This window comes from Gammaproteobacteria bacterium (assembly GCA_029862005.1).
Lineage (GTDB): Bacteria > Pseudomonadota > Gammaproteobacteria.
Genome location: JAOTYD010000026.1, coordinates 1 through 23817 on the forward strand (window position 1 = coordinate 1; position 23817 = coordinate 23817).

Sequence of the window (23817 nt, forward strand, 5' to 3'; positions counted from 1 at the left end):
ATGCCACGAATGCGCATTTGGACTATCCGTATGGAACCGATTTCACTTACGACGAAGGCTGGGACCTGGGCAGCAGGCCTGCTGCTCGCTTTCTGGCATTAGTTTCCCAGCTGTTTTATCGGGCATACAGATCGGGCCCGATGCGCGCATTGATGAATGCTGTCCTGTTACCCAAGCCTGGCGAGGGGCCATCAAGAAAAGCGCGTGAAAAAGGCAAATTTGAGTTTCAATTAATTGCTCGAACGCGATTAGGTCATCGACTGATGCTCATGGTTAGCGGCGATCGCGATCCCGGGTATGGCTCGTCAAGTCGCATGATTGGAGAAGTGGCGGTCTGCTTAGCGCAGGACCTGTCGAAAAGTGATTTGCCTGGTGGCTTTTGGACGCCTGGCGCCGCCATAGCAGAAAAAATCATTCCACGGCTCATTGAAAATGCTGGAATGAAGTTCGCCTTACTGACCGAAGCAGGAGACCGCTGTCTTATTGGATCCGAATTGCTCGTAAGCGAGAAGCTGAACGCTGGCGAGAGTCGCAAGGTAGAGGGTTCCGCATAATGATAAACGCACCTATGCGAATGAAAGCAGCACTCGCCATTTACTTATTTATTGGTGCGATAGATATCATACTTGGGGTGAGGTATTTCTCTTCAAAAGAGTTTATGTCTTATCATTCCCAGGCGGTCGGCGCTCCTTGGCAAGAGGTTGATTTGGGCGCCCAGACGTTGATATTGGCGCTCATGAAAGTCGCTGGCGCGGGGTGGTTTATCTTGGGTTTTTTCACCATTATTCTGGCATTAGCGGCGTTTAAAACGGGTAGCGCCGTTGCGAGGTGGACGTTACCGATGGGGACGCTCATTTTTTATTTGGCGAGTTTTGCAGCTACCTGGGGGGTATACCAAGAAACGGGAGCGCCAACGCCCTGGGGGCAGTCTTTAGCGGTGATTGGATTTGCGTTGCTCGCTTTGGTTATAGACGCGCCTTGGTCCCCGCGTGTTTTGGACACGAAATAATGCAAGCGCTTGTTAAATATGGTGTAGCAGCCACGATGATATGGGGAGAATGGATGGCTAAAATACTTTGCACGACAGTGTGGGCTAATCGCAGCTGGCACTCCAGCTGCGACTGAGGAGAAACGATGATGGAAGCTATACACCCAAACTTGTCTCTTCTGAAAAAATCAATCTGCAAGACCTGGATGCGTGTAAAAGTATTATTGCTGACGATTTTGTTTGGCACTACTTCAATCGACATTTACCTGAGTTGGAAGGCGACTATCGCGGTGTTGACGGGTTGAAGAGCTTCTTTGCCAAGCTGGGTGAAAGAAGTGACAGTAGTTTTCGAGTGAATGTAATCGATGGTCGGGCGGCTGGCGATGAACTAGTTGCCACTCAGGTGTGCAATTGCATGAACTTGGAAGGCAGCTCAATAGAGTTCGATGCTGTCGTTGTTTGGCGAATCGTCAATGGTAAAGTTGCCGAAGCGTGGGATATTCCCGCAGTCAATACGATTCGGCCTGTCGAGAAGGGTTAGGGCTCTTGTTCCATGTTTGCCAGCTGGACAGCCTCGGATTGAGTCGGACCCGATAAGGCGTCTATCAATTTCGTTGCGGCGAATGTCCGAAACTGGCCTATTTCCGCAGCCTGGTAGCTGTTTTTTAGGGCAGCTCTGGGGAATGCAGGCGCTTTCCGAGGCCAAGCGCAGCGTTCGAAAATGTGCTGCTATGCGCAACACCGGTTGATGGACCCCCTCAGGTCAGATCAAGCGCATATTCCCGTAGAACATTTAGAGGCACTGTATCAAGCGCGGCTTCATGCGTGCGTTTAAGATAGACCCGTGGCGCTTTCCCATCCTGATGCGCCTCAAGCCAGCGCCCTGCACAAAGACACCAGCAATCGCCTGCCTTCAGTCCTGGAAAACCGAACTCGGGTCTTTCCGTTATCAGGTCGTTTCCCCGACCAAGGGAATACTCCAGAAACTCATCAGACAGGCTGGCGCAGACAGTATGCGAACCATGGTCCTGCGCCCCCGTGTTGCAACATCCATCACGATAAAAGCCCGTTGCCGGGTCCTGTCCATAAGGCTCGAGGGCCTCGCCGAAAACATTCTTTGAATCATTCATAGCCGAATTTTACACTCGACCGTCAACCACTGCATGTAAGACAAGAAAAACTGGCAGGTATTTTGAGCTTCCGCTTATGGCCGTTCTCAGAAGCCCAGGCAGCCCATTTCAGCGTCTGCTATGGAGAATACAGACTCTAAGATTACATAAATCCGGGGTCTGACAAATAGTTCACAGCTGTATTTGGCTGGTTCCCTAGGACGGGTCGGCTCCGCGTGCGATCAAATACGCCTTGCGCGCCCAGAATAGAAGATCGACCACGGGATAATTGGTCCGGAACAAATCGAATGCGACCCAGTCGGGGCCAACTTCGGTGGCATTCAAGCCCCCGGTCTCCAGGGCACGCCCCTTGAATGTTTCGTCGAGGCGAAAACCAATCTGGGACATTCCGTACGCAACAGCGAATACCACGTCCTGTGTTGTGAGAACAATATAACCATAGTTTGCCGGCTCGGAACTGTACAGTTGTACATCGCCAAGCGGTGCAGAAGCTTCAATAAGGACGTCTGCAACGTCGGAGTGGGCATTCTTACCTTGGAGGAACATCAATATGTCTTGATTCTTGTCGTTGCTTACAGAAGCGGGTAGGGGCTGCAACTTGGGCATCTATGGATCTCGATTTGCGACTAAAATAGTCTGCCTAACGCTCACACCAGCGGCCTTGCGTTAGCCAGGTCCGACTGCATGTCCTTGTTAGAATTGTCATGTATTGTCCTGCTATCAGATGGCGCTTGTTCTCGATTAAGCATTCCATAGTCTCTGCTAACATTTGCTACTCTCAACCGGTAATCCGAAAATACCCCATCACGACCTTTTTCTTGTGCGAGACGGTGTGATTCAATGTTTCTCCATTCTTCTATCGCTTTTTCATCTCTCCAAAATGAGAGTGATAATAATTTTCCTTCGACCGAAAAGCTTGAAAACCTTTCTATTGAAATAAAACCATCAATATTCTCTAATTTCGGTTTCAATTTGGCAGCAATATCTAAATATTCTTGTACTTTCCCTTCAGCCGGAAACACTTCAAAAATCACAGCAATCACAATTTTTTCTCCTCTTTGCGAGATTAAATTATCGCTATATCTGAAAATCTAACCTCGTTTTTATAAGGCTTTCGCCTTGATAACATATTATTACTTTATCATTGGGTGTCTGATTATGGCCGTTCTCAGAAGTTGAATTAGGTTTCGTCAGTGTCTGTCTTGGAGAATGGAGCCAGGGTTAAATTATATTTTTATGCCAGGCGAGTCCTGGTGGCACCACAGCGCCGACATACATCCTTTTCAACAGCGTCAGTGCCAAATTCAAAAGTGACGTTAGCTACACGATAATCATGGAACCCCAACCAGCAAAGAATTTGGCCTAGTAGGGGTGGTAGCTTTACCATTTCAGTAGTCCCCATTCGATTGACAGCCTGATTCTACACCCGGGTTAAGATTATTGCTGCTCACTGTAAGCCGACGCTTAAAATACTGAGGCCAGAGGCGATTTTCGACCCGAAGCCGTCACTCAGATATGCAATATCAAGGACTTCATGGCGCCCTAACCGATCCTTTAGTACCGCTGGAATGGGTATCAAATGGCGATTCACCTCGCCGGATTAAAGGTAGAATTTTGACGACTAACGGTCCAATTCGCTGCCGATTAACACCTATGCTTAGTGTGCACTTACTTAAATGTGAACCTCATCACACATACAGGGATAGTCGTACCGTCAATTTCAGGATCGAAAAAGTGAGTTGCTAAAGATTCTGGGACGAGTCAACCCGAAGTTTATTCTTCTCTTTTCCTCGTGTGTAAAGTTCATAGCGCAAATTTCCACTAAAAGCGCTAGGTGCATTTATTAACGATTAATTAACCAAGAGGGAATTATAATGCGTAGAGAAAATTTAAAAACCCGGATACTTACCGTTGCGATTTTGGCTTTATCAACTAGTTGGGCGGTTGCTGCACCACCTGTTGACAAGCCAGAAAAACCCGCCAAGCCCACCAAAATTACGATACTGCATTGTGGCTGCAGTGATTCGGGCGACGCTTTGGTGATGAAGGAAATCTCGGTATCCTCAAAAAGCTTGGGCCACCAAAATCACTCTACCAGTTCCGTGGAGTCCTGTGATGTTATAGACGAAGATGGCAATGTAACCGCCACCAACAACTTCTCTCGAGTGGCCCCGGACTGTATCGTTGAGCCAGAGGGAAGGCTAGGCTTCCTTTCTTGTGATATTGTAATACCTGGGGCGGGTGAAGTATGTGGATTACAGGAATAAGCCTTCCGAGTCAATGTACGTGAATGCAACGTAGGGACCTCCTATGTGTTGAAATAGATGTAGCCCTCCGGCAAACCCATCTGTTTTTGTTGGCCCCAGTTGCTGACCATGGTGTCCACCTAGATTTAGGTGGACACCTCTTTGCCTACTGTCAGCAACGACACTCATCATCGGCTGGCAAATAGCCATCAATTATCCCGAATCGTTTTCTCTGCACTTCTTTTTTTGCTCATCATCGTTTCCTCATCAAGGTTAACGATGAACTAAAACTGTCTCTTAGTAAATCAGGCTAGCGGTCCACATTGGGCTGACGGGGAACAGGCCTCTTAATAATTATTAGAGGATGGGCATTTATATCGGCATATTCCATGTTAAACATGAAACCGCAACTTTAATTTTCAAATTATAGCCCAGTCCCAAATGCTAATGTCCGCTTCTGGCCGAAGATTGCCACTGTTAGAGAGGTTTTCAGCGTCTGCTTTCGAGAAAACAGGCACTCGAACTCGATCGATCAGCTACGAAAACCGATCCTTCACTCAGATTTGAAACGCCAGGAGTCGCTTCCTGCCTGAAACAGGCTTTCGAGGAACAACGAACCAAAAATGTTAACCGATAGGACCGCCCGACTTGTCGTAGTGGAATGAAACTTGAGCGCCACGAAATCCAAAATACATCGGCTACCACGTCGATGTGCAGATAATGGAGCAGTTTTAATAATTAGATGTCTGAACGTCATCCCCGTAAGCGGGGATTATATAATAGTTCATCAGTATCATAAGCTCCACTTACGTTTAAATTCAGTAGTGGAGGGAACAACTCGGATTCGCGCAGACTCTCCGCAAGCATCGCGATAAAACTTTTTTTTAATCGGTCTTCAGTAAACACGTGTTGAACATCGATAACATCAAAATATTTGTTATCTTCATAATTTTCATTCCATTGGATTAATGGGCATTCCTCCCTGATATGAATCGAGCTGCCAATTCCCTTATGGATAGATCGAACTTCAATTTCACCAGACTCATGATTTTCATTAAGGTAGAGACAGGAGCTAATTTCCACTTCGAGTTGATTTTGTAGTGCGTTACGAGGATGAATTTCACCGATCAAGTGCACCATTCGGGAGGTATTAATACTTTGGTCAACCAGATTGTACGTACTCAGGGCATCGTCGGGCGCAAAACTGTGCCCACCGTCTTTGAAAATAATCTTACCGACGGTCAGGACATTTTCAACAATGTTGGCCGCATAGTATTTTGAAATATCCTGGAAATCTTCAATCATTGAAATTGCACCCGAATTCTAAGCAGTTATCGCTATTAGTAAATATAGCTCAATAAACGAAAGTAAATATGACTTAAAAATAATATTGCAAATGCTTTGTAAAGCGTGTCCCAAATATCAAATACCGATTAGCTGAGCACGATAAAAACTTTTCATAAATGAAGCAAATTATGGCTAATTTGGATTAAAGATTAAAAAAAGCGGGATTACATTAGGTGGCACGCAGATATCAATTGCACCGGCTGAACCAAGGAGTTCTAAGCTGTGGTTTTATATCTACTGAAGGCCTGCACTGTGCTGGAAGCAGAGGTAAGGGAGTAAATTGAGAGTGTCCGTATATGGACTCCTCCTCGTTTGCAAGTAATCGGTTTGTGGCAGCTGGCTCGACTGCATACGTATATCCGGCCTCTTCAGGAGGCATACGTTGATGCCGGGCCATAATGGGGTTTTCGCGCGCCGATTCCCTACTGTTCCTTCGTGTTATTACACACACGGACACTCCCGGGTTTTACCGGCGCCGGTTCGACCTGTTTGCCATTAACCGCTTACTTCGCAATCGTCAATTGAATAAACTTTCCTCGTTACCGGTATTTAATTTACTGATGCTGCCGCTAAATCCGGATCATAATCAACACCACTGGTCATCATCGCCCAGGCCATTCGTGCCATCTTGTTGGCTAGCGCCACGGCCACCACATTGGCATGTCGCCGGGACTGAAGATCGATGATCCAGCGACTCAGTCGATCATCTTTATCTTTAGCCGTGCGCATCGCAGAACGGGCACCGTGAACCAGTAAACAGCGTAGATAGGCATCACCGCGCTTACTGATCCCGAGTAACCGATCCTTGCCACCGGAACTGTGCTGCCTGGGAGTTAAACCCAGGGCTGCTGCCATGTCTCGACTTTTACGGTATTGTTTTCCATCCCCGATGGTGGCTACCAGGGCCGTCGCAATCAACGGACCCACACCGCGCAACTGCTGCAAACGTCTGGCCGTGGGATCTTCTTGTGCAACCACCGCGATCTGTTTATCCAGTTCAGCCATCCGCTGATCCAGGGCATACAAGTCTCCCCATAACCCCTGAAGGAGCTGCCTGAACAAGAAAGTTAAACCATTGTCAGCATCTTCCAACCACTGAGGGATGGCTCTACGTAGAGCATGTAACTGTAGCGGGGCTACCAGACCATACTCGGTGACCAGACCGCGGATCTGATTCGCCTTGCCGATACGGTGGCTCTTGATCTCATCCCGGATACGATGCATCGCTTGCAGATCCTGTTGTTCGACCGTTTTTACCTTGATCGGATACATATCGGGTCTGCCCATCGCCTCGCAGATGGCCTGGGCATCATTGGCATCGTTCTTGTTACTCTTGATATAGGGCTTGACGAACTGTGGCGGGATGATTTTCACCGGGTAACCTTGCTGCATCAATTGTCTGGCCCAGTGATGAGCACCGGCACAGGCTTCCATGCCGATCTCGGTCCCGGGTTCAACCGTATCGCATAAAACCGGTAACCATTTGGACCGGGATAACTGTCGCTTCCACACGGTTTTACCTTTGTAATCGGCGCCGTGTAACTGAAAAACATTTTTTGCCAAATCAACACCAACTCGATTAATCTTCATCGTGGACTCCTCTTTCTCGTTAACTGAAATGTCACAATCTCAGTTTGGCACATCGATGCCGGTAGAGTGAGGAGGAGTCCATCCCATTGTTCCTGGCCGAAGATTGCCTCCTACTATGACTTTATGAGAGTCTGCTTCCGAGAAAACTGAACCTCAAACTCGATTATTCAGCGATGATAGCCGACCCGCAGCAGTCGTTTGGCATTGATAAGCAATTATTGAAAGATGCTTGGTCAGAAGAACCCTACCCGTTACCCTTGACCGCCTGAAATTTCGGGAGAAGATATTATCCCGACGGACTTTGCCGACACCGCGATAGCAAACAGCGCCCGATGTATATTTCTTGTTGGTAAGACTTATTCTTAACCGATATATCGAAGCGCGGATCTAATGGCTTCCGACATATCATTATAAGCCTTGCGCAGATCGCGCTCGGTCTCATCGTCACCGACGCGGCCTGCGTGTTGAATGTCGGTATAACGGGCACGAGCCGCCTCTAAATGAACCTCCGCTTCCACGATCTGCTCATGAGCCTTTCGCGTCGCGTCGCTCTCAGAGATCCTAATCTCATCACGCAACCTGGCCAATTGTGCTTCGGCAGAATCGAGCCCACCTCCTAGTTCTTCTACTGTCTTGCCTTTATCGTGAGACATCTTTCACCTCTCTTATCAACTTGGCAGTTTTACAACACCATTTGATTCATATTATTCCTCACAATGTCTACGGGATTGATGTGAGTCAATCGGTAGCCAGAAGTTCTCTCCGACTTTAGTTCCAGAAAATGGAGATATTTTAAGTTTTCGAGAAATCTGGGCGACAGCTTATGGCCGTAGTAAGGCGCCGGTGTTCCGAATTTGAGTGTCCGCTAGCGGGAAATGCTAGCCTGGGAAACGGCACTCAGCCAATAAATTACTATCGACCTGCACAATATTCTGCATTGGAATTAACACTGGGTATTCAAAATCCTCAGAGTCATGCTAATCTTGCCGTGCTTGGTGGAGCAAACCACCCGTAACTAGAGGTTATACCATGAACGAGGAAGCCAGCGGCCTTCCCGAGCAACCGCGTATTCGACCCGCGGATCCACGCTTTTCTTCAGGGCCGTGCAAAAAGTATCCCGGCTGGGACATCACCCATTTAAAGACCGAATTTCTCGGGCGCAGCCATCGCGCCAAACTCCCGAAGCAACGTCTTGCCGACGCCATTGAAATCTCGCATCGCCTGCTCGGTCTGCCCGCGGACTGGAAACTCGGTATCGTTCCCGGTTCTGACACCGGTGCTTTCGAAATGGCGATATGGTCGTTGCTCGGATCCCGTCCCGTGGACGCACTGGTCTGGGAGAGCTTTTCCAGTGACTGGGCAAACGATCTGCAAGCACTGGATTTCGAGTTGAACCTGTACCAGGCCGATTACGGCGAACTTCCCGACTTGAACCAGGTAAATCCGGAGCACGATCTCGTCATGGTCTATAACGGTACCACCAGTGGTGTTTGCCTGCCCAACCTGGAATGGCTAAATGCTGAGCGTGATGGGCTGGTATTGTGCGATGCGACCTCCGCGGCATTCGCCATGCCGATTGATTTCGACAAGCTCGATGTCGTCACCTGGTCCTGGCAAAAGGTCCTCGGCAGCGAGGGCGCCCACGGCATGCTCGCGCTTAGCCCGAGAGCCGTGGCGCGACTCGAATCTGCCGTACCCTGTTATCCATTACCCAAACTATTTCAACTGGCCAAGGGCGGTAAGCTGATCGACGGTATTTTTAAAGGTGCCACGATCAACACCCCCAGCATGCTGGCACTCGAAGACTTGCATGCTGCGCTCGCCTGGGCCGAGTCCCTGGGTGGCATTGAGGCATTGTGGCAACGTACGCGCAGCAATTTCGAATGCATTGACAACTGGGTTGGGGAATCGAACTGGATCGACTGGCTGGCCCGTGATCCGGAGACCCGTTCGCCGACCTCGATGTGCTTACAGGTTGTCGATCCTGACTTTACAAGTTTGTCAGCCGAGGAACAGCAACAGTCGATTAACTCGATGCTGGCCAGGCTCGAGCAGGAGAACGTGGCGCTCGATATTGGTAACTATCGCAGTGCACCGCCCGGGTTTCGAATCTGGGGCGGGGCCACCGTTGACACCAGCAACTTGGAAGCCTTGACGCCCTGGCTGGACTGGGTGTTTGCAGATTTCAAGCATTCCTTGCAGGAGAAATAACATGACTAATCCCAGAGTTTTAATTTCTGATTCGATGTCGAGCCAGGCGGTGTCCGTATTTGAAGACCGTGGTGTCGAGGTAGTGCAGTCGAGCAAGTTAAGTGAGGCAGAACTAAGCGAAATGATCGGAGAATTCGATGGACTCGCGATTCGATCTTCAACAAAGGTGACCGCGGAGCTGCTCGAGCATGCCGGGAAACTGAAGGTCGTCGGGCGTGCCGGGATCGGGGTTGATAACGTCGATGTCCCCGCCTGTACCCGGCGTGGAATCGTGGTTATGAATACGCCATTGGGTAACGCAATCACGACCGCGGAGCATGCAATGGCGATGATGCTGGCGCTGGCACGTCATATACCGCAGGCGAACAGCTCTACCCACGATGGCAAGTGGGAAAAGTCCCGTTTCATGGGGATAGAACTGACTGGCAAACTGCTCGGGCTCATTGGTGCCGGTAACATCGGTTCGATCGTCGCCAGTAAAGCGATCGGGTACGGACTGCATGTACAGGCCTACGATCCCTACCTGACCGAGGAGCGAGCCGCGAAGCTGGGTGTCAAAAAGGTTGATCTCGACACCCTGCTTGCCAATTCCGATATTGTTTCACTGCACGTGCCGAAGACGCCCGAGACCGCCAACATCATCAGCGCCAGCGCGATCAACAAGATGAAACAGGGCAGTATGCTGATCAATTGCGCACGTGGCGGCCTGGTCGATGAACTGGCCCTGCTTGCGGCCCTCAATAGTGGGCACTTGAAAGGCGCCGCGCTCGATGTCTACGAGGTTGAACCCGCCCGCGAAAATCCGCTGTTTGAACTGGATAGCGTAATCTGTACCCCGCATCTCGGTGCCTCGACGATCGAAGCACAGGAGAAGGTCGCGATCCAGATTGCCGAGCAGATCAGTGACTATTTGTTAGGCGGTGCGATCAATAACGCCATCAACGCACCCAGCATCAGTGCCGAGGAAGCTCAGGTATTGCGACCTTACCTGCAACTGGCGCAGTGCCTGGGTTCGTTCGTGGGTCAGCTTACCCATGATCCTATTAAAACCTTGACGGTTACCTATGGTGGCGAGGCCAACGATTTGAACGTTTCGCCGTTAACGGTGCAGGTGGTGCAGTCGATACTGGAATATCACAGCAGTTACGTTAACTCGGTGAATGCCCGCGAAGTCGCGCGTGATCGCAACATCAATGTTATCGAAGCACACAATGAGGGACGTGACGAATATCCCTGCCGTATCACGGTCGGGGTTGAAACCGAATCGCAATCGCGCAGTATTTGCGGCACGCTGATTCAAAATCGGCCACGCGTGATTGACGTTAAGGGGATTCCACTGGAGTCCAAACTCGGTGAACACATGCTCTACATTACTAACGATGATAAACCCGGTGTCATCGGCGATATCGGCAGTACCACGGCGCAGCGCGGCATTAACATTGCGAACATGCATCTCGGACGGGATGGCCCGAATGGTAATGCTATCGTGTTACTTGAAATCGACGAGAAACTGGGTAATGACGATCTCGATCATTTGCGTTCACTGCCGAATATTAACGATGTTCAATATCTGCATTTCCCCGCCTTGCAATGACAGAAAGCGCTCACGATGATATCCCCCGATGGATGATGCGCGGCGACAGGGATGAACCTTTTGTCATTACGCTTTGTGCCAATGAAGCGGTAGATAATGCATTGCAGCAGCTCAGCGGCATGCTCGGAGACCTGCAAATCGACGCGCAGCAAACACATTCGTCACAGGCCGGTAATGTAACCGTATTCTGTAAACCCGCGCAGGCATGGTCGCTGTTGCAGTCATTACGAGAAAACCTGGCACACACCGATGTTTATATACAACCACGCAGCGAGTTGGGTAAACGCTTGTTGATCTGCGACATGGATATGACCATCGTCGCTGCCGAAACCCTCGATGAAGTTGCCACGATACTCGGCCTGGGCGAACGAATTGCGAGCATTACCACGCGCGCGATGCATGGCGAAATTGATTTCAATGCCGCGCTGCGTGAACGAATCGCGATGCTTGCAGGACAGTCGGTGCAGGTATTCCACGATATCGCGCAGTCGCTGTCGTTTAATCCTGGTGCTGAGCAATTGCTCGCTGCCGCGAAAGCGGCCGGTGTGCATACGATTCTGATCAGCGGGGGGTTTTCACAGGTGGCCGAACCTGTTGCGCAAAAACTCGGGTTTGATGAAGTCCATTGTAGCCAGCTTGAGCTTGACGGTGAGATACTGACCGGGGGTCTGCTGGACCCGATCGTAAATGCTGACTATAAATGCCGCATCCTGCAGCAACGCGCTCAGGCACTGGGCTTTGCGTTACGCGATTGCTGCGCGATCGGCGATGGTGCCAACGACCTGCCGATGCTGAGCGCTGCCGGACTCGGCATCGCTTACCATGCCAAGCCGGTGCTGCGCGCGGCGATCAGCTGCCATATCGATGTTACCGATCTCGAAAGCGCAATTTATTTCATGGGTTTGAATCACGCTAGCGACTGACAGGGCTGAGTCGATTGCGATTACAGGTCGAAAAGAATATCAGAACGGATGATGTACTTTACCCCTTCAGTGATTTCCTGCGAGGCGTGCATGCAGTGCAGCGGATGCACGCCATGTGGAAAACACAGTGCGCCGCCGATGGGGGTGCGAATATCGATGACGATGGCATCATCGGGATTACTGGCCGGGTGCGCTGGATTATCCGGGCTAACGAAGAAGCGAGTTGCACCGCCCTCGTAGTTCTCGCTCAGGAATAGCAGGAAACTGAGCTGGCTCCAGCGATCGCTATAGGCGTTGTCAATCAGTTCGCCATCGATAACGCGCGAACCCGGCCAGGAGCCATCGGTATGGGGCGCGAAATAGTCTCCGGGCCCATAACGATAAAAGCGAAAGCGTGAGTTAATCCCGCAGGCACGCTTACCGGCGTTATATTCATGGGTATCTTTGAGCTGCTCGCGACAGCGCTGCCAGATGATGTCATTGGTTTCGTCATCGACAATCCAGGTGAAACTGTCGTTGTGGCGGATTGCACGCGGCAGGGAAACAGCCGCGTCTTCGAGATAACCCATTTTCTCGGACAGGTCGACAAGGCGCTCGCATTCGGTTTTGGACAGGACGTTCAGCAGCTGGAACGCCCCCGGGACATTTTCGAAATCGTGACGTGAAACCGTGGCAGTTCGGTGTCGATGCAGGGCGGCCGGATTGGCATCCCGGTTGGCCCAGGCTGGAATTTCGAATTTTTCTGCACCTGCTTCGTGCGCGATGATATAAAAGTTTGACACAGGAGGCCCCGGCAATTGGTGAAAAGTATATACGTTTGATTTTCGCGAGGTCCAGTAAAGCCCTGCCTTTGGAAACTGCGCTAGTTCCGGTGCATGAGAAGCCGCATTCAGGGAGGCCCGGCGGATTGCGGCTTTTTACGCGGAAGCTTCCAGTGGCTTAAAAACAGCGCAAACACGATTAATGCCATCCCCGCGATGCGCTCCGGTGACAGGGTTTCGCCGATGATGGTCCACGCCAGTAATAGAATAACGACCGGTTCGAAGTTAAGCAGCAGCGCGAAGATGGCGCCGCCGATACGGCTGATCGCCTGCAGCGACATGACGAAGGAGGTCACCGATGCCACGGCAATCAGGCCCAGGTATACCCAGCCGACGGATTCGCGCGGCGGCACCAGGTCGAATCCGAATGGTATAAGCAGCAGCGTAAAGAGTATCGACGTAAGCATGATCCAGGTGGCGCCGACGTAACTGTCGGTCTGCGGTGGAAACCTCTCATAGCTGAGAATGAATACGGTGGTCCCGATCGCGCCAATGAAAGCCAGCGAGACCCCGGTCGGGTCGTATTCATGAAAATCGGGTCCGAGTGCGATACCGATGCCGATGAAGGCGAGCACAAAGGCCAGCAGTTCGTTGCGGGTGACCGGTTCGCGGTGTGCGATGCGTTTGTAGGCGACAACCAGTAGCGGAAAGGTATAGAAAATAATTGCCGCGAGGCTCACCGGGATGTAATTGACCGCTCCGAGATGCCCGATCGAAGTGGCAAACATACCGACCACGCAAATTGCAAACAATTTGGGCGTGACTTCCAGTTTCCAGGATTTGCGCAGGATCAGAACCAGCATTACCATCACTGCGGCCGACATCAGGAAACGGAACAGTGTCAGCGATACGGGGGTAGTACCGGTGTCGTAGGCCAGCCGCGACAGCGTAGTGTTGAAACCATAGAAAATTGCTGCGCCCAATGCGATTGCACGACCGACAATCTGGTTTCTATTCATGTTAGAGTATGCACAGCCAAAAATCCGAGAGGGTGAATTATGAGTCAGCCAGCCAACAAAGCAATGGCGGAAACGCTGCTGTTTGAAAACCTGCCTTACGAGGTTGATGGCGGGATCGCCAGCCGCGCTTCGATCGGGCTGATCGTATTGGCCACCGACTACACCATCGAGCACGAGTGGCGCCAGGTTTTTGCCGGGCTTGACGGGATTGCGCTCTACCAGACCAGGATTCACAACGAAGACCTGATAACACCCGAATCGCTGCGCGCGATGGGGCCTCGTATTGTCGAATGCGCGCGCATCATAACGCCCGATACACCGCTAGACGTGATTGCCTACGGCTGTACCTCGGCGTCGATGGCGATCGGCGAGGAGGGGGTTTTTGCCAACATCAGGCAGGCCAGGCCCGACGTCAAATGCACCACGCCGATTACTGCCGCTTTTGCCGCTTTCGATGCGTTCGGGGCGAGTCGTATCGGTGTCCTGACCCCATACCCGGCCGATGTCAACCGGATCGTTGCTGACTACATTACCGCGCGCGGATTCGAGGTCCCGGTATTCGGCTCCTTCAACTCGGATCGCGATACCGTCGTCGCCCGAATCACGCCGCAGTCGATAGAGCAGGGCGTGCGCGAAATCATCAAGCATGGCGAAGTCGATGCAATCTTTGTTTCCTGCACCTCGGTGCGACTCATGCAGGTCTGTGCCGATCTCGAAAAAAACCTCGATATTCCGCTGACATCTTCAAACCATGCGATGGCCTGGCATGCCTTGCGACTGGCGGGGATCGACGACAAGCTCGGTCTCTATGGGCGACTTTATGAATTGCCGTTGCCTGCAGAATCGACCCGTAAATAGCCCGGCTTTCATCGAGCCAGCCGAGGCATACGCTTTCGATTTGAATTTGCAGATTTCCCGACGTTTAAAAATTCGGATTGCCGTCATGCCGGTTGCCTGATGCTGCCCTTAATCACGCCCCCTCAAAGTATCTGCCTGGTACGCCTATCGGCACTGGGTGACGTTACGCATGCGATCCCGGTGTTGCGCGCCATTCAGCACAACTGGCCGCAAACACGGATTACGTGGATCTGCGCGGCGCTTGAACACAAACTGCTGTCATGCCTCGCAGGCGTGCGTTTTATCGTGCTCGCCAAGCGCGGCGGCTGGAGTGCTTACTGGAAACTAAAGCAAGACCTGGGCGGTGAAAAGTTTGACGTCATGCTGCAGATGCAAACATCGGCACGTGCAAATGTCACCGGCGCCTGTGTCAAAGCCGATATCAAACTGGGTTGGGATAAGTATCGGGCGCGGGATCTTCATCGGCTGTTTATGACCCATTCGGTACCGGAAACGAGGCAGGAACACCAGGTTCAGGGACATTTATCCTTTGCTCGAACGATTGGGCTGGATGTGCACGAACCGGTCTGGGACTTTCCGATCGGTGAAGACGCCAGGGCGTTCGCCGATTCGATGTTGCCCGCGGATAATCGCATCCTCGTGATTTCACCCTGTTCGAGTCATCCCTATCGTAACTGGCGTGCCGATCGCTATGCAGCCGTGGCCGATTACGCAATCGAGTATCATGGTATGACTGTCGTACTGTCCGGCGGACCGTCCGATCTCGAACGCTCGACCGGTAAGGCCATTGAGCAGGCAATGACGAACCGGGTGACCAACTTGATCGGCAAGGACACACTGCCGCAGCTGGCTGCCCTGCTGCAGCGCGCCGATATTGTTTTAAGCCCCGACGCCGGGCCAGTTCACCTTGCCAATGCGCTGGGGACTGCGGTCATCGGTTTGCACGCCTGCACCTGGTCGCGACGCAGTGGGCCCTACAACTCGCTCGATCTCTGCGTCGATAAGTTTGTGGAGGCGGCGCAAAAATTCAGGGGGAAAAGTCCAGAGGAATTGCGCTGGGGCACACGGATCGAGGCCGAAGGTGTCATGGACCTGGTTGAAACTGACGCGGTTATCGATCGCCTGGACCTCGCAGTCGGGCGTCTTGGCAATTGATTAGCGGGACTCCCGTTCCGTTGTCAGAGACGTCATCGGGTTGCAGGTTTTTCGGGCGATCAGTATCAAAAGTATCGAGCATCTTTCTGGTAAACCCAGGCCGAGAAAAATATTGAGATTTCAGGATATGAATCGTTACTTTACTACCCGTACAATTCAATATCGTCCCTTGCACGATTCTCGTCGAGGAGTTAGTTTACGACCTATGCTGACACGACTAATTTCCACAACTTTGCTTGCGCTCTGGACAACCGTGGCGTTCGCCGCGGAGGTCAGGTTGACATTCGTCGGCGCCAGTACAGCGCAACTCGAAAATCCCCATGATCTCAAGTTGACACCCGATGGCAGATATTTATATGTCTCCGATGTCGGCAACGATCGAGTCGCGATGCTAGATCCGGAGTCGCTCGAACTACTCGGTGAGTTCGGCTCTGACCACCAGTCGGGTACACATGACATCGATTTCGACCACCTGGGAAGAGCTTTTGTCGCCGATACACACAACAATCGGGTCACGATATACGAAATCGAAGGTACCAGCGCGAAACTCGTCGGCGAACTCGGCGAGCGCGTGCGGGGACCGGAGGGCGTGCTGGTCCATCCGAACGGTCGTGTTTACGTGGCCGGGGCCTGGTCGGGAAATGTTGTCGCTTATCTTGATGGGAAAGTTATCGGTGAACTCACGGGCCTCTCGTCGCCGCATGACCTGGAACTCGGCAAGGGCGGCGATATCTGGCTGGCCGAAGCCGGTAAAAGCCGCATGTTATTGCTAACTCCCGACCTCGAGATCAAGACCGAACTTGCTCGCAACGAGTATGATTTTAACGGGGTGCGTTACCTGGACCTGACTGCGGACGGCACCATCATCGCCGCAGACAAGAACAATCATGTCGTCAAGTTTATTGCCGCGGATGGTAAGTTGCTACTGGTGCTTGGTGACGGTCGGCCAGGAAAAGGCGCAGGTCGTTTTACGACGCCCGAAGGAGTCGAGGTACGTGGCTCTGAATTGTGGCTATCCGATTCGGGCAATGACCGTGTCGTCAAGTACAAGCTCGACCTGGAGTAGGCCCAATGTGGCTCAAAACTGCCATCGGCGTGCTCGCGCCTGTCTAGATTAAGAGCTGTGCCTGCCGCGAGATGGACCATGCCCCAATTCTCCGGAAAACTGGTCTAGGCACGGGGTTGTGAAAATACCGGTATCAAAAGTACCGCTGCGCGTATTTCATGGCGATAGCGGGGACTGCAAAACGCCACCGTAATTTGACAATTTTGTACAGTTTTTGACATTAATGGCAAGTTTGACAAGCCTGAAATTAAAGAATTGTCCATGCCCGGCCGATACCAGACGCACAGCTTACTGAAATTGAAAGTTACCTGATTTCTGCTATACATATTAATCTGGCCAACTGATTGCTATTGGCTTGAATATTGCAGAAACATAACAACAAGTAAGTCATAATAAATATCGTAACCATCGAGGCATCACCTAATTTTTAAAGAGGTGACGCATGAAAATGAAGAGCACGATATTGTGGCGATTTGCCGTGCTGGGATTATTTATAAGCATGGTACCGCTCGGTATCTACGCACTCGAGAAGCACGACAAAGTCGATACCGACAAGATGCTCGATGTTTCTGTGTCAATTCGCACCATGTCCCACGTGACCGTCGACAAGTTTGGCGACTCGGTCTGGGACGTCAGTAACGGTTCCGGATTCCTGGTTTCATCCAGAACCTGCGAGGTCTGGACCAATCATCACGTTATTGCCGACGCTGCATTGATCGAGGTTTTCCCGAGAGGATGGGACCGCGCGCAAGGCATCCCCGCCACCGTCATTAACTCTACGCCCAGGTCGGACATTGCCATCCTGCAGCTTGATGATTGTATTGGTGTTCCGGCGGCACGGCTTGGAGATTCTGAACTCGTCCAACCCGGTGATGAAACTTTCGCGGTTGGTAATCCGCTGGGCCGTAATCCCGACTCGATCAGTCGTGGCATCATTTCACATACACAACGTTACCGCGAAGGCACAACCCCTTACCTGCAGACCGATGCCGCGATCAATCCCGGTAATTCGGGCGGTGCCCTGTTTGATCGCAAGGGGAACGTGATCGGGATTAGCACGGCTATCGAAACCACACGTTACGGAACCAATCTCGGAGTTGGTTATGCGGTACCGATTAATCTGGTGAAAGAGGTCGTTGCGGAACTGCGCCTGGGACCGCCGAGTTGGGGAGATGCAGGCTTCAACGGCATTGTCAGTGCGTTGACGCCGGATGAAGCAGAGGTTTTTGACGTTCCCGGTGGTGGCGGTGCGCTGGTCGTGACCAGCACACCTGAAGAAGGCCCGAGTTCAGGTCATATACTCGCGCATGATGTCATTTATCGCGTCGGTGATTCGAGCGTGACCGATACCGAACAGGTCGTCCGGATGATCGGGCAGCATCGCGTAGGCGAGAAGCTCGAACTGGCATTGATCCGGAGTGGTGAACAGAAAACGGTTGTTATTACGCTCGGTGAAGGCTGGAAGGCCGACGCTACTCCGGAACCCGACAAGTACGAGGGGTACCTGGGTATGACGCTCGAGATGTGGGATGCCGAAGAAGGTGATCGCGCAATGTTCAAGCGCCCGGTTATCACCAAGGTACACAGTATGGGACCGGCCCATAAAGCACATATCGCGAGCTCGCAGAAATCGATTGTTATCAACGGCCCGTATGTAATTCCCTACCTGCTCGATGTCAAAACTGTAATCGGCGTGGCCTACAAGGGAGAGTTCCATAGTGTTGAGACGGTGGATGATGTCGAGAAGTTTGCGACCGAAGCATACAAGACCGGGAATCCACTATTGCTAGAAATCGAGTTTTGGGCACGTACCAATCCCCGCGACCACAAGACTGCGCTTGAACTTGCAAGTACCTCCTTTTATAAATTGCAGCCGCAGCGCGCGCTAGCCGACCTACCGGATTTCCCGTTTAGTGAAGTTCGCGAACGCGAAATGTCGCAGCAACAATATCGACTTAAAGAAGCGCGCGACAGAATTATTACCAAGCTTTAAAGTTAGGTAGCGGGCGCGCCACCCTCGTTGCTGCGTCGTTCAATAAAGGCTTCCAATTCGTCACGGCGTGCCTGGTCCAGCGCCGGTGCATCAAATTCCTGCAGGATTTGCTTCCAGATACCGTTCGCACGCTGCGTCGCGGTCCTGGCACCGCTATCGGTCCACTGGCCGAAATTGCTCCAGTCTGATACCAGTGGCTCGTAAAATGCGGTTTGATAGCGATCCATGGTGTGCTGGCAACCGAAAAAATGACCGCCAGGTTCGACACTGGCAATCGCCTCGTAGGCGAGTTCCTCAGGATCGCTGTTAAGTGGCTCGAAAATCTCCGCGAAGATTTGCAGCATTTCGATATCGAGGATGAATTTTTCCATCGAGCCGGTGAGACCGCCTTCCAGCCAACCAGCTGCGTGCACCATCATGTTGACACCACCGAGCACACTGCCCCAGGCCGACATCAGGTATTCATACACAGCCTGTTCATCCGGGGCATTGGACGCGGTGGCCGCGGAGCCTCGCCACGGCAGACCGATATGCCGCGCCAACTGGCCGGCACCGAAAGCCGCCTGCACGAATTCGGGAGTGCCGAAGGCAGGAGAACCTGATTTCATATCGACATTCGAGGTAAAGGAACCGTAAATCACCGGCGCGCCGGGACTTACAGCCTGGGCCAACGTGATTCCGGCAAGTGCCTCGGCATGCTGCAGCACCAGTGCGCCGGGCATGGTCACCGGGGCCATCGCGCCGGCGAGCGTGAACGGCGTGATCACCGATACCTGGCCGGCCTTTGCAAAATCGATAATGCCCTGGCACATCGGCACGTCGAGTTGCCGAGGTGAATTTGTGTTGATTACGGTGTAGCACCAGGGTTTTGCCTCGAATTCCGACTCGTTGAGACCATAGGCGATACGGGTCATCGCAAACGCATCTTCAACCTGGGCCGAGCCCCTTGCAAAAATAAAAAAAGGTTTGCGGCTCAGACTGAGCTGGCTTTCAGTGACCCGGAAATGGCGCAGGTGCACCGGGATATCCTGTGACTCGACGTTGGGTGATTGCAGGTGCATCACGTCGAAGTGCTCGCTTAGCTTGATGATGTTACGTGTATCCTCGAGGGTTGCCGGGCGCTTGCCACGATCGAGATCGGAAATATGTGGTGCGCCACCAACTGAAACGAAACTAATATTATCTCCACCCATGATGACGTCGAACTCGGGCGTCCTGCCATGTAACACGAACTCACCCGGTGCCGATTCCAGGGCCGCGGCGACCAGCGCGCGGTCAATCTTTACCATTTGTGAATCCGCGTCGACGCTGGCACCGGCCTGTTTGAAATACTGCCGTGCTGCGTCGTTTAGTACCTTGATGCCGAGTTCCTCTATAACACGCAATGCCGTATCGTGGATCGCTTCGAGCCGATCGTTGCTAAAGGCCGGTTGCTTGAGCAGGGGATTTTTTAAATTGCGGTAATTAACCTTGCGCTGATGCGAGGTGTCGGCCACGCCATGATGCCGCCGCCCCTTGGGTCTTCTGCTCATGGTAATTTGTCTCCGTAGGTCTCGAGAATGTAGTTACGAAAGTTTTCAGTATCCGACGCTTTGAGTTGCTGGCCGGTAAAACAAACGAAATAGGCTTCGGTATAAGCCAGCCTTGTTGCCAGGGTTTCCTTTACCTCGAGTGCGTAAAATCCGATCTGGGAAAAGTAGAGTACGCGTGCGCGAATCAGGGCCTCTGGCATTGCATAACCAAAGCGGATGAAAAATTCACGTAGTGATGCGATTCGAGCTTCATCCTCGATATCCACCATGCTGCGGACGGTATCTGAACGCCGGGCCCATTCCCGTAACGCGAGGTCGAGTCTCGGATCGAACAGAGTGGCATCGATGCAGGTTTCAAAGAAACGAAAGATGCCCTCCGCGAGGCTGGCGGCATGGGTTACCGATTCGGTAATGGCCCTGGTATTCTTGTCCTTCCAGTAGCTCACAAGCGCATCGATCAGATCTTCCCGGTTCTCGAAATGCCAGTAAAAGCTACCGCGGGTTACGCCTAGGTCCTCGGCCAGTCGCGTGATGCGAACCGCATCGATTCCTTCTGCCACGAAAATATCGAGTGCTGTCAGCAACCAGTCGACACGCTGCAACTGCTTGCGTTCCGGACTCGTGATTCCGCGATTGGCGATTTCTTCGAGCAGGCTGGCGTCGGACATTATTGATTCCATACAGTTATGTATGTTTTAATATACAGAACTGTATGTTTATTGCAATATGAGAAATCGATATGGCGAGTAAAAAAACGCCGGTGCGTTTAGAGCGTTTCGATGAGCTTGAGTTTATGCCGCGTTTCGAATACGGCGAGATGGCGGAGGTGGCAGGGATTTGCAGCGCCGACGACGGCACCGAGCTGGGAACTGGTTGGGGTAAGCTGACTCATGCGCGCATTCCGTGGACCATCAAGTATGATGAAGTGCTGACCGTATTTGATGGCGTGCTCAAGTTGCATGCGAACGGTGAGGTGCATGAGCTCAAAGCGCGGGACTGTATCTGGTTGCCAAAAGGCACCGAATTGACCTATGAAGCCGAATCGGCGTTGATTCATTTTGCGATACATCCGTCCAACTGGCATGAAGTTGAATGAGTATCAAACAGGTTTCTCACCTGCCGGTTAACGACAATACGAACGGATGGAGTCACATCTTGCCGCCGCGCACTCCTCATCCGGCACTGGCGGGGCCGCAAAAATTCGACTGGGTTGTTGTCGGGGCCGGTTACGCAGGCCTGGCCGCGGCGAGACGACTCGCCGAAAATCGGCCCGACGACTCGATCGCATTGCTGGACGCCGGCGAAGTCGGGGAGAATGCCTCGGGGCGCAATTCAGGTTTCGCGATCGACCTCCCGCACGTGGTCGGCAGCTCGATGGACGAACTGGAGGGTTCGCATCGCTACATGGCACTGGCACGTGCCGCAATCACATACCACGAAACGCAGATCGGTCGCTACGGTATCGATTGCGACTGGAGCCAGCCGGGTAAATACCAGACCGCGAGCTCAGACCAGGGCGTGCGCGACATGCTCGAACCCTTCGCACGCGAACTCGAAGCACTTGAAGAGCCGTTCACCTGGATCGAAAAAGCGGATCTTGATAAGCGGCTTGGCACCACGCATTTCAAGGCCGCGGTTTACACCCCGGGCTGCCGGCTGCTGAACCCAGCGGCGCTGGTGCGCGGCCTCGCCGATAACATGCCCGCTAATGTGACGGTTTACGAGAACACCCCGGTCTTGTCCCTGGACCTTGGTACGGATGTCAAAGTCACCTCGTCTGCAGGCGCGATCGATGCAAAGCAGTTAATTCTCGGGGTTAATGCATTCGCGGAAAAGTTTGGTTTTTACCAGCGTCGCCTGCTGCCGTTTGCGGCCAATGCCAGTTTGAGCCGGCAACTGACCGCCGCCGAGCGTGAGGCTATCGGTTGTGAGGATAACTGGGGCGTAACGCCGGCCAATGCATTTGCGTCGATCACGATGCGTTTTACCAATGATCACCGCATTCTGATCCGCAATAATATTTACTATAACCCGTCGATGCGGGAAGCCGCTTCATACCAGGCTGAAATTGCGCGCCGCCACAAAAAACTATTCGATGAACGTTTTCCGATGCTGCCCGAGGTCAACATGGAGTACACCTGGACCGGTTTTATCTGCCTGTCGCAAAATGGTTCGCCGGGTTTTGGCCAGCTTGCGGATAACGTCTATACCTCGGTGTGTCAGAACGCGGTCGGTGTTACCAAGGGGACGGTGGGCGGCATGCTGGCTGCCGATATGGCCTGCGGGGTCGACAACGAACTGATTGGTTACATGCAAAGCCTGGGTGAACCCAACTTGCTGCCGATACGTCCTTTTCTCGGTATCGGGGTCAGGGCTCGTTTGGCCTGGGAATTGTGGAAGGCCCGCAAAGAGGTCTAGTGATCTTCACGCCACAATATGGGAAACCAGTCGGCCCGCATCTTGTCGCCGTGCTGCATTCCATGATCGACATAGGGTGGCGAAATCTCACCCGGACGTTCGCAGTAGGTAACGTCGTCACCCAGCCAGCGCGTTGAAAACGCGCGGCGCCTGTCCTTGACGACGGTATCACCAGTCCCGTGCAGGGTGCGAAAATCGAACACGATGGCATCGCCCGGCGCGAGCGACCAGGCGGCGATATCATACTGTTCCCGGTGCGCATCGATGTCCGGCACCGGCTCAAGCTTTTCACCGGGTTGATCATCGTTGAACGCGCTACCGTCTTCAAATACGCGTGGGTAAAACAGCTGCTTCCATCGATGTGATCCCCTGACGAACCGCACCGCCACGTCGGCATCGGCATGGTCCAGTGACACGTAAACACTCGCCGTTTTGCATCCATCGATGCAGTAATAGGGCAGATCCTGGTGCCACGGGGTGGCGCGTTGCGTACCTGCGGCCTTCATGAACGCATGATCGTGAAAGAACTGTGCATATTGGGTGTCCATGAACTGGCCCGCGATCGACGCAGCGCAAGAGTGCGCAATGTAATCGAGGTATTCTGGGATTAGTTGCCAGTTGCAATAGCTGTCAAAAAATCGGCCGGGTTCCCCAGCGGGGTTGCTTTCGCAGGGAAAGGCAAACTGCTGTGGATTGTCGAGGTTGCGCTGCAGCCCTTTGCACAGCGTCTCAACCCATTCGGTAAATACACCGTGCAGTAACACAACCCCGTCCTGCCGGAAACGCTCGATATCATCCGCTTCGGCGGTGAAGGCGGTTTGGCCCCCGGTATCAACCACTATCCCCGGTTTGTGCCAGTCGACCGTTGTTGCGTTGAACCCCTTGGTATCTTGCATGTCAGCCCCCCGCGGTCAGTTTAGACCCAAGTGCTGGCGCTGTAAATTTTGCTGCTAAACATTTGCTTTTCAACACGGTTTGCTTCGATT

The 23817-nt window shown here is 52.5% G+C and carries 24 protein-coding genes; 13 read left to right on the forward strand and 11 right to left on the reverse strand.

Annotated elements, in window-relative coordinates; all coding sequences use genetic code 11:
• From OES20_14350 to OES20_14360, 3 genes are all read left to right on the forward strand, one after another.
• On the forward strand, positions 1 to 554 hold a 554-nt coding region (locus OES20_14350), incomplete at its 5' end, for a hypothetical protein (GenBank protein ID MDH3635878.1).
• Between the two features lie 20 nt (positions 555 to 574).
• The gene (locus OES20_14355; GenBank protein ID MDH3635879.1) at positions 575 to 1009 is read left to right on the forward strand and encodes a hypothetical protein; all 435 of its coding nucleotides are present in this window, start codon (positions 575 to 577) and stop codon (positions 1007 to 1009) included.
• Positions 1010 to 1181: 172 nt separating this feature from the next.
• Positions 1182 to 1529, forward strand: a complete 348-nt coding sequence (locus tag OES20_14360; GenBank protein ID MDH3635880.1) for an ester cyclase — start codon at positions 1182 to 1184, stop codon at positions 1527 to 1529.
• A gap of 217 nt (positions 1530 to 1746) precedes the next feature.
• Here the strand turns inward: OES20_14360 and OES20_14365 are convergent, their stop codons facing one another.
• The 3 genes from OES20_14365 to OES20_14375 all read right to left on the reverse strand — a co-directional run bounded on the left by OES20_14365 (position 1747) and on the right by OES20_14375 (position 3161).
• Positions 1747 to 2118 (reverse strand): DUF2237 domain-containing protein, encoded by a 372-nt coding sequence (locus OES20_14365; GenBank protein MDH3635881.1) that lies wholly within the window; start codon positions 2116 to 2118, stop codon positions 1747 to 1749.
• Positions 2119 to 2313: 195 nt separating this feature from the next.
• Complete coding sequence (locus OES20_14370; protein ID MDH3635882.1) at positions 2314 to 2664, reverse strand: hypothetical protein; 351 nt, start codon at positions 2662 to 2664, stop codon at positions 2314 to 2316.
• A 101-nt stretch (positions 2665 to 2765) separates the two neighbouring features.
• A complete protein-coding gene (locus OES20_14375) occupies positions 2766 to 3161 on the reverse strand; it encodes an antibiotic biosynthesis monooxygenase (GenBank protein MDH3635883.1) in 396 nt (131 codons plus the stop codon).
• Positions 3162 to 3992: 831 nt separating this feature from the next.
• Between OES20_14375 and OES20_14380 the strand changes: the two genes are divergently transcribed.
• A complete protein-coding gene (locus OES20_14380) occupies positions 3993 to 4385 on the forward strand; it encodes a hypothetical protein (GenBank protein ID MDH3635884.1) in 393 nt (130 codons plus the stop codon).
• 732 nt (positions 4386 to 5117) lie between these two features.
• Here the strand turns inward: OES20_14380 and OES20_14385 are convergent.
• The 3 genes from OES20_14385 to OES20_14395 form a co-directional block, all read right to left on the reverse strand.
• The gene (locus OES20_14385; protein ID MDH3635885.1) at positions 5118 to 5669 is read right to left on the reverse strand and encodes a hypothetical protein; all 552 of its coding nucleotides are present in this window, start codon (positions 5667 to 5669) and stop codon (positions 5118 to 5120) included.
• 591 nt (positions 5670 to 6260) lie between these two features.
• Complete coding sequence (locus OES20_14390) at positions 6261 to 7301, reverse strand: IS110 family transposase (protein MDH3635886.1); 1041 nt, start codon at positions 7299 to 7301, stop codon at positions 6261 to 6263.
• Between the two features lie 362 nt (positions 7302 to 7663).
• Positions 7664 to 7954: a hypothetical protein gene (locus OES20_14395; protein ID MDH3635887.1), complete on the reverse strand. Its 291-nt coding sequence runs from the start codon at positions 7952 to 7954 to the stop codon at positions 7664 to 7666.
• A 376-nt stretch (positions 7955 to 8330) separates the two neighbouring features.
• Here OES20_14395 and OES20_14400 point away from each other — a divergent pair, with 376 nt between their 5' ends.
• From OES20_14400 to serB, 3 genes are read left to right on the forward strand one after another with little or no spacing between them, the layout of a single operon-like run.
• On the forward strand, positions 8331 to 9512 hold the full coding sequence (locus OES20_14400) for a phosphoserine transaminase (GenBank protein MDH3635888.1): 1182 nt from the start codon (positions 8331 to 8333) through the stop codon (positions 9510 to 9512).
• A 1-nt stretch (position 9513) separates the two neighbouring features.
• Positions 9514 to 11106 carry a phosphoglycerate dehydrogenase gene (serA, locus tag OES20_14405; protein MDH3635889.1) on the forward strand — a complete coding sequence of 531 codons (1593 nt, stop codon included), beginning with the start codon at positions 9514 to 9516 and terminating at the stop codon, positions 11104 to 11106.
• The gene (gene serB, locus OES20_14410; GenBank protein ID MDH3635890.1) at positions 11103 to 12029 is read left to right on the forward strand and encodes a phosphoserine phosphatase SerB; all 927 of its coding nucleotides are present in this window, start codon (positions 11103 to 11105) and stop codon (positions 12027 to 12029) included. Before serA ends, serB begins: the two co-directional genes overlap by 4 nt.
• Positions 12030 to 12049: 20 nt before the next feature.
• On the opposite strand, the gene OES20_14415 is transcribed toward serB, so the two are convergent.
• Both OES20_14415 and OES20_14420 read right to left on the reverse strand, forming a co-directional pair.
• Complete coding sequence (locus tag OES20_14415; GenBank protein MDH3635891.1) at positions 12050 to 12811, reverse strand: 2OG-Fe(II) oxygenase; 762 nt, start codon at positions 12809 to 12811, stop codon at positions 12050 to 12052.
• Between the two features lie 107 nt (positions 12812 to 12918).
• Positions 12919 to 13809: a DMT family transporter gene (locus OES20_14420; protein MDH3635892.1), complete on the reverse strand. Its 891-nt coding sequence runs from the start codon at positions 13807 to 13809 to the stop codon at positions 12919 to 12921.
• Positions 13810 to 13848: 39 nt separating this feature from the next.
• Between OES20_14420 and OES20_14425 the strand changes: the two genes are divergently transcribed.
• From OES20_14425 to OES20_14440, 4 genes are all read left to right on the forward strand, one after another.
• On the forward strand, positions 13849 to 14667 hold the full coding sequence (locus tag OES20_14425) for an aspartate/glutamate racemase family protein (GenBank protein ID MDH3635893.1): 819 nt from the start codon (positions 13849 to 13851) through the stop codon (positions 14665 to 14667).
• A gap of 99 nt (positions 14668 to 14766) precedes the next feature.
• The gene (locus tag OES20_14430; protein ID MDH3635894.1) at positions 14767 to 15822 is read left to right on the forward strand and encodes a glycosyltransferase family 9 protein; all 1056 of its coding nucleotides are present in this window, start codon (positions 14767 to 14769) and stop codon (positions 15820 to 15822) included.
• 205 nt (positions 15823 to 16027) lie between these two features.
• Complete coding sequence (locus tag OES20_14435; protein MDH3635895.1) at positions 16028 to 16888, forward strand: NHL repeat-containing protein; 861 nt, start codon at positions 16028 to 16030, stop codon at positions 16886 to 16888.
• Between the two features lie 442 nt (positions 16889 to 17330).
• Entirely contained in the window at positions 17331 to 18881 is a 1551-nt protein-coding gene (locus tag OES20_14440) for a trypsin-like peptidase domain-containing protein (GenBank protein ID MDH3635896.1), read from the forward strand.
• Between the two features lie 2 nt (positions 18882 to 18883).
• On the opposite strand, the gene OES20_14445 is transcribed toward OES20_14440, so the two are convergent.
• Both OES20_14445 and OES20_14450 read right to left on the reverse strand, forming a co-directional pair.
• A complete protein-coding gene (locus OES20_14445) occupies positions 18884 to 20413 on the reverse strand; it encodes a trimethylamine methyltransferase family protein (GenBank protein ID MDH3635897.1) in 1530 nt (509 codons plus the stop codon).
• Complete coding sequence (locus OES20_14450) at positions 20410 to 21081, reverse strand: TetR/AcrR family transcriptional regulator (protein ID MDH3635898.1); 672 nt, start codon at positions 21079 to 21081, stop codon at positions 20410 to 20412. The genes OES20_14445 and OES20_14450 overlap by 4 nt, the downstream gene beginning before the upstream one ends.
• A 71-nt stretch (positions 21082 to 21152) precedes the next feature.
• Here OES20_14450 and OES20_14455 point away from each other — a divergent pair, with 71 nt between their 5' ends.
• The gene (locus OES20_14455) at positions 21153 to 21509 is read left to right on the forward strand and encodes an ethanolamine utilization protein EutQ (protein ID MDH3635899.1); all 357 of its coding nucleotides are present in this window, start codon (positions 21153 to 21155) and stop codon (positions 21507 to 21509) included.
• Complete coding sequence (locus tag OES20_14460; protein MDH3635900.1) at positions 21506 to 22831, forward strand: FAD-binding oxidoreductase; 1326 nt, start codon at positions 21506 to 21508, stop codon at positions 22829 to 22831. The genes OES20_14455 and OES20_14460 overlap by 4 nt, the downstream gene beginning before the upstream one ends.
• On the opposite strand, the gene OES20_14465 is transcribed toward OES20_14460, so the two are convergent.
• Complete coding sequence (locus OES20_14465; GenBank protein MDH3635901.1) at positions 22828 to 23727, reverse strand: phytanoyl-CoA dioxygenase family protein; 900 nt, start codon at positions 23725 to 23727, stop codon at positions 22828 to 22830. The two genes, OES20_14460 and OES20_14465, sit on opposite strands and share 4 nt — an antisense overlap.
• Positions 23728 to 23817 lie beyond the last annotated feature (90 nt).

Excerpts from the sequence above, each read along its gene's own strand:
- OES20_14365 (MDH3635881.1), bottom strand. The coding sequence starts at position 2,118 with ATGAATGATTCAAAGAATGTTTTCGGCGAGGCCCTCGAGCCTTATGGA.
- OES20_14385 (MDH3635885.1), bottom strand. The coding sequence starts at position 5,669 with ATGATTGAAGATTTCCAGGATATTTCAAAATACTATGCGGCCAACATT.
- OES20_14380 (MDH3635884.1), top strand. The coding sequence starts at position 3,993 with ATGCGTAGAGAAAATTTAAAAACCCGGATACTTACCGTTGCGATTTTG.
- OES20_14445 (MDH3635897.1), bottom strand. The coding sequence starts at position 20,413 with ATGAGCAGAAGACCCAAGGGGCGGCGGCATCATGGCGTGGCCGACACC.
- OES20_14420 (MDH3635892.1), bottom strand. The coding sequence starts at position 13,809 with ATGAATAGAAACCAGATTGTCGGTCGTGCAATCGCATTGGGCGCAGCA.
- OES20_14395 (MDH3635887.1), bottom strand. The coding sequence starts at position 7,954 with ATGTCTCACGATAAAGGCAAGACAGTAGAAGAACTAGGAGGTGGGCTC.
- OES20_14390 (MDH3635886.1), bottom strand. The coding sequence starts at position 7,301 with ATGAAGATTAATCGAGTTGGTGTTGATTTGGCAAAAAATGTTTTTCAG.
- OES20_14430 (MDH3635894.1), top strand. The coding sequence starts at position 14,767 with ATGCTGCCCTTAATCACGCCCCCTCAAAGTATCTGCCTGGTACGCCTA.
- OES20_14460 (MDH3635900.1), top strand. The coding sequence starts at position 21,506 with ATGAGTATCAAACAGGTTTCTCACCTGCCGGTTAACGACAATACGAAC.
- OES20_14465 (MDH3635901.1), bottom strand. The coding sequence starts at position 23,727 with ATGCAAGATACCAAGGGGTTCAACGCAACAACGGTCGACTGGCACAAA.
- serB (MDH3635890.1), top strand. The coding sequence starts at position 11,103 with ATGACAGAAAGCGCTCACGATGATATCCCCCGATGGATGATGCGCGGC.
- OES20_14435 (MDH3635895.1), top strand. The coding sequence starts at position 16,028 with ATGCTGACACGACTAATTTCCACAACTTTGCTTGCGCTCTGGACAACC.
- OES20_14355 (MDH3635879.1), top strand. The coding sequence starts at position 575 with ATGAAAGCAGCACTCGCCATTTACTTATTTATTGGTGCGATAGATATC.
- OES20_14400 (MDH3635888.1), top strand. The coding sequence starts at position 8,331 with ATGAACGAGGAAGCCAGCGGCCTTCCCGAGCAACCGCGTATTCGACCC.
- OES20_14370 (MDH3635882.1), bottom strand. The coding sequence starts at position 2,664 with ATGTTCCTCCAAGGTAAGAATGCCCACTCCGACGTTGCAGACGTCCTT.
- OES20_14450 (MDH3635898.1), bottom strand. The coding sequence starts at position 21,081 with ATGTCCGACGCCAGCCTGCTCGAAGAAATCGCCAATCGCGGAATCACG.
- OES20_14425 (MDH3635893.1), top strand. The coding sequence starts at position 13,849 with ATGAGTCAGCCAGCCAACAAAGCAATGGCGGAAACGCTGCTGTTTGAA.
- OES20_14455 (MDH3635899.1), top strand. The coding sequence starts at position 21,153 with ATGGCGAGTAAAAAAACGCCGGTGCGTTTAGAGCGTTTCGATGAGCTT.
- OES20_14440 (MDH3635896.1), top strand. The coding sequence starts at position 17,331 with ATGAAAATGAAGAGCACGATATTGTGGCGATTTGCCGTGCTGGGATTA.
- serA (MDH3635889.1), top strand. The coding sequence starts at position 9,514 with ATGACTAATCCCAGAGTTTTAATTTCTGATTCGATGTCGAGCCAGGCG.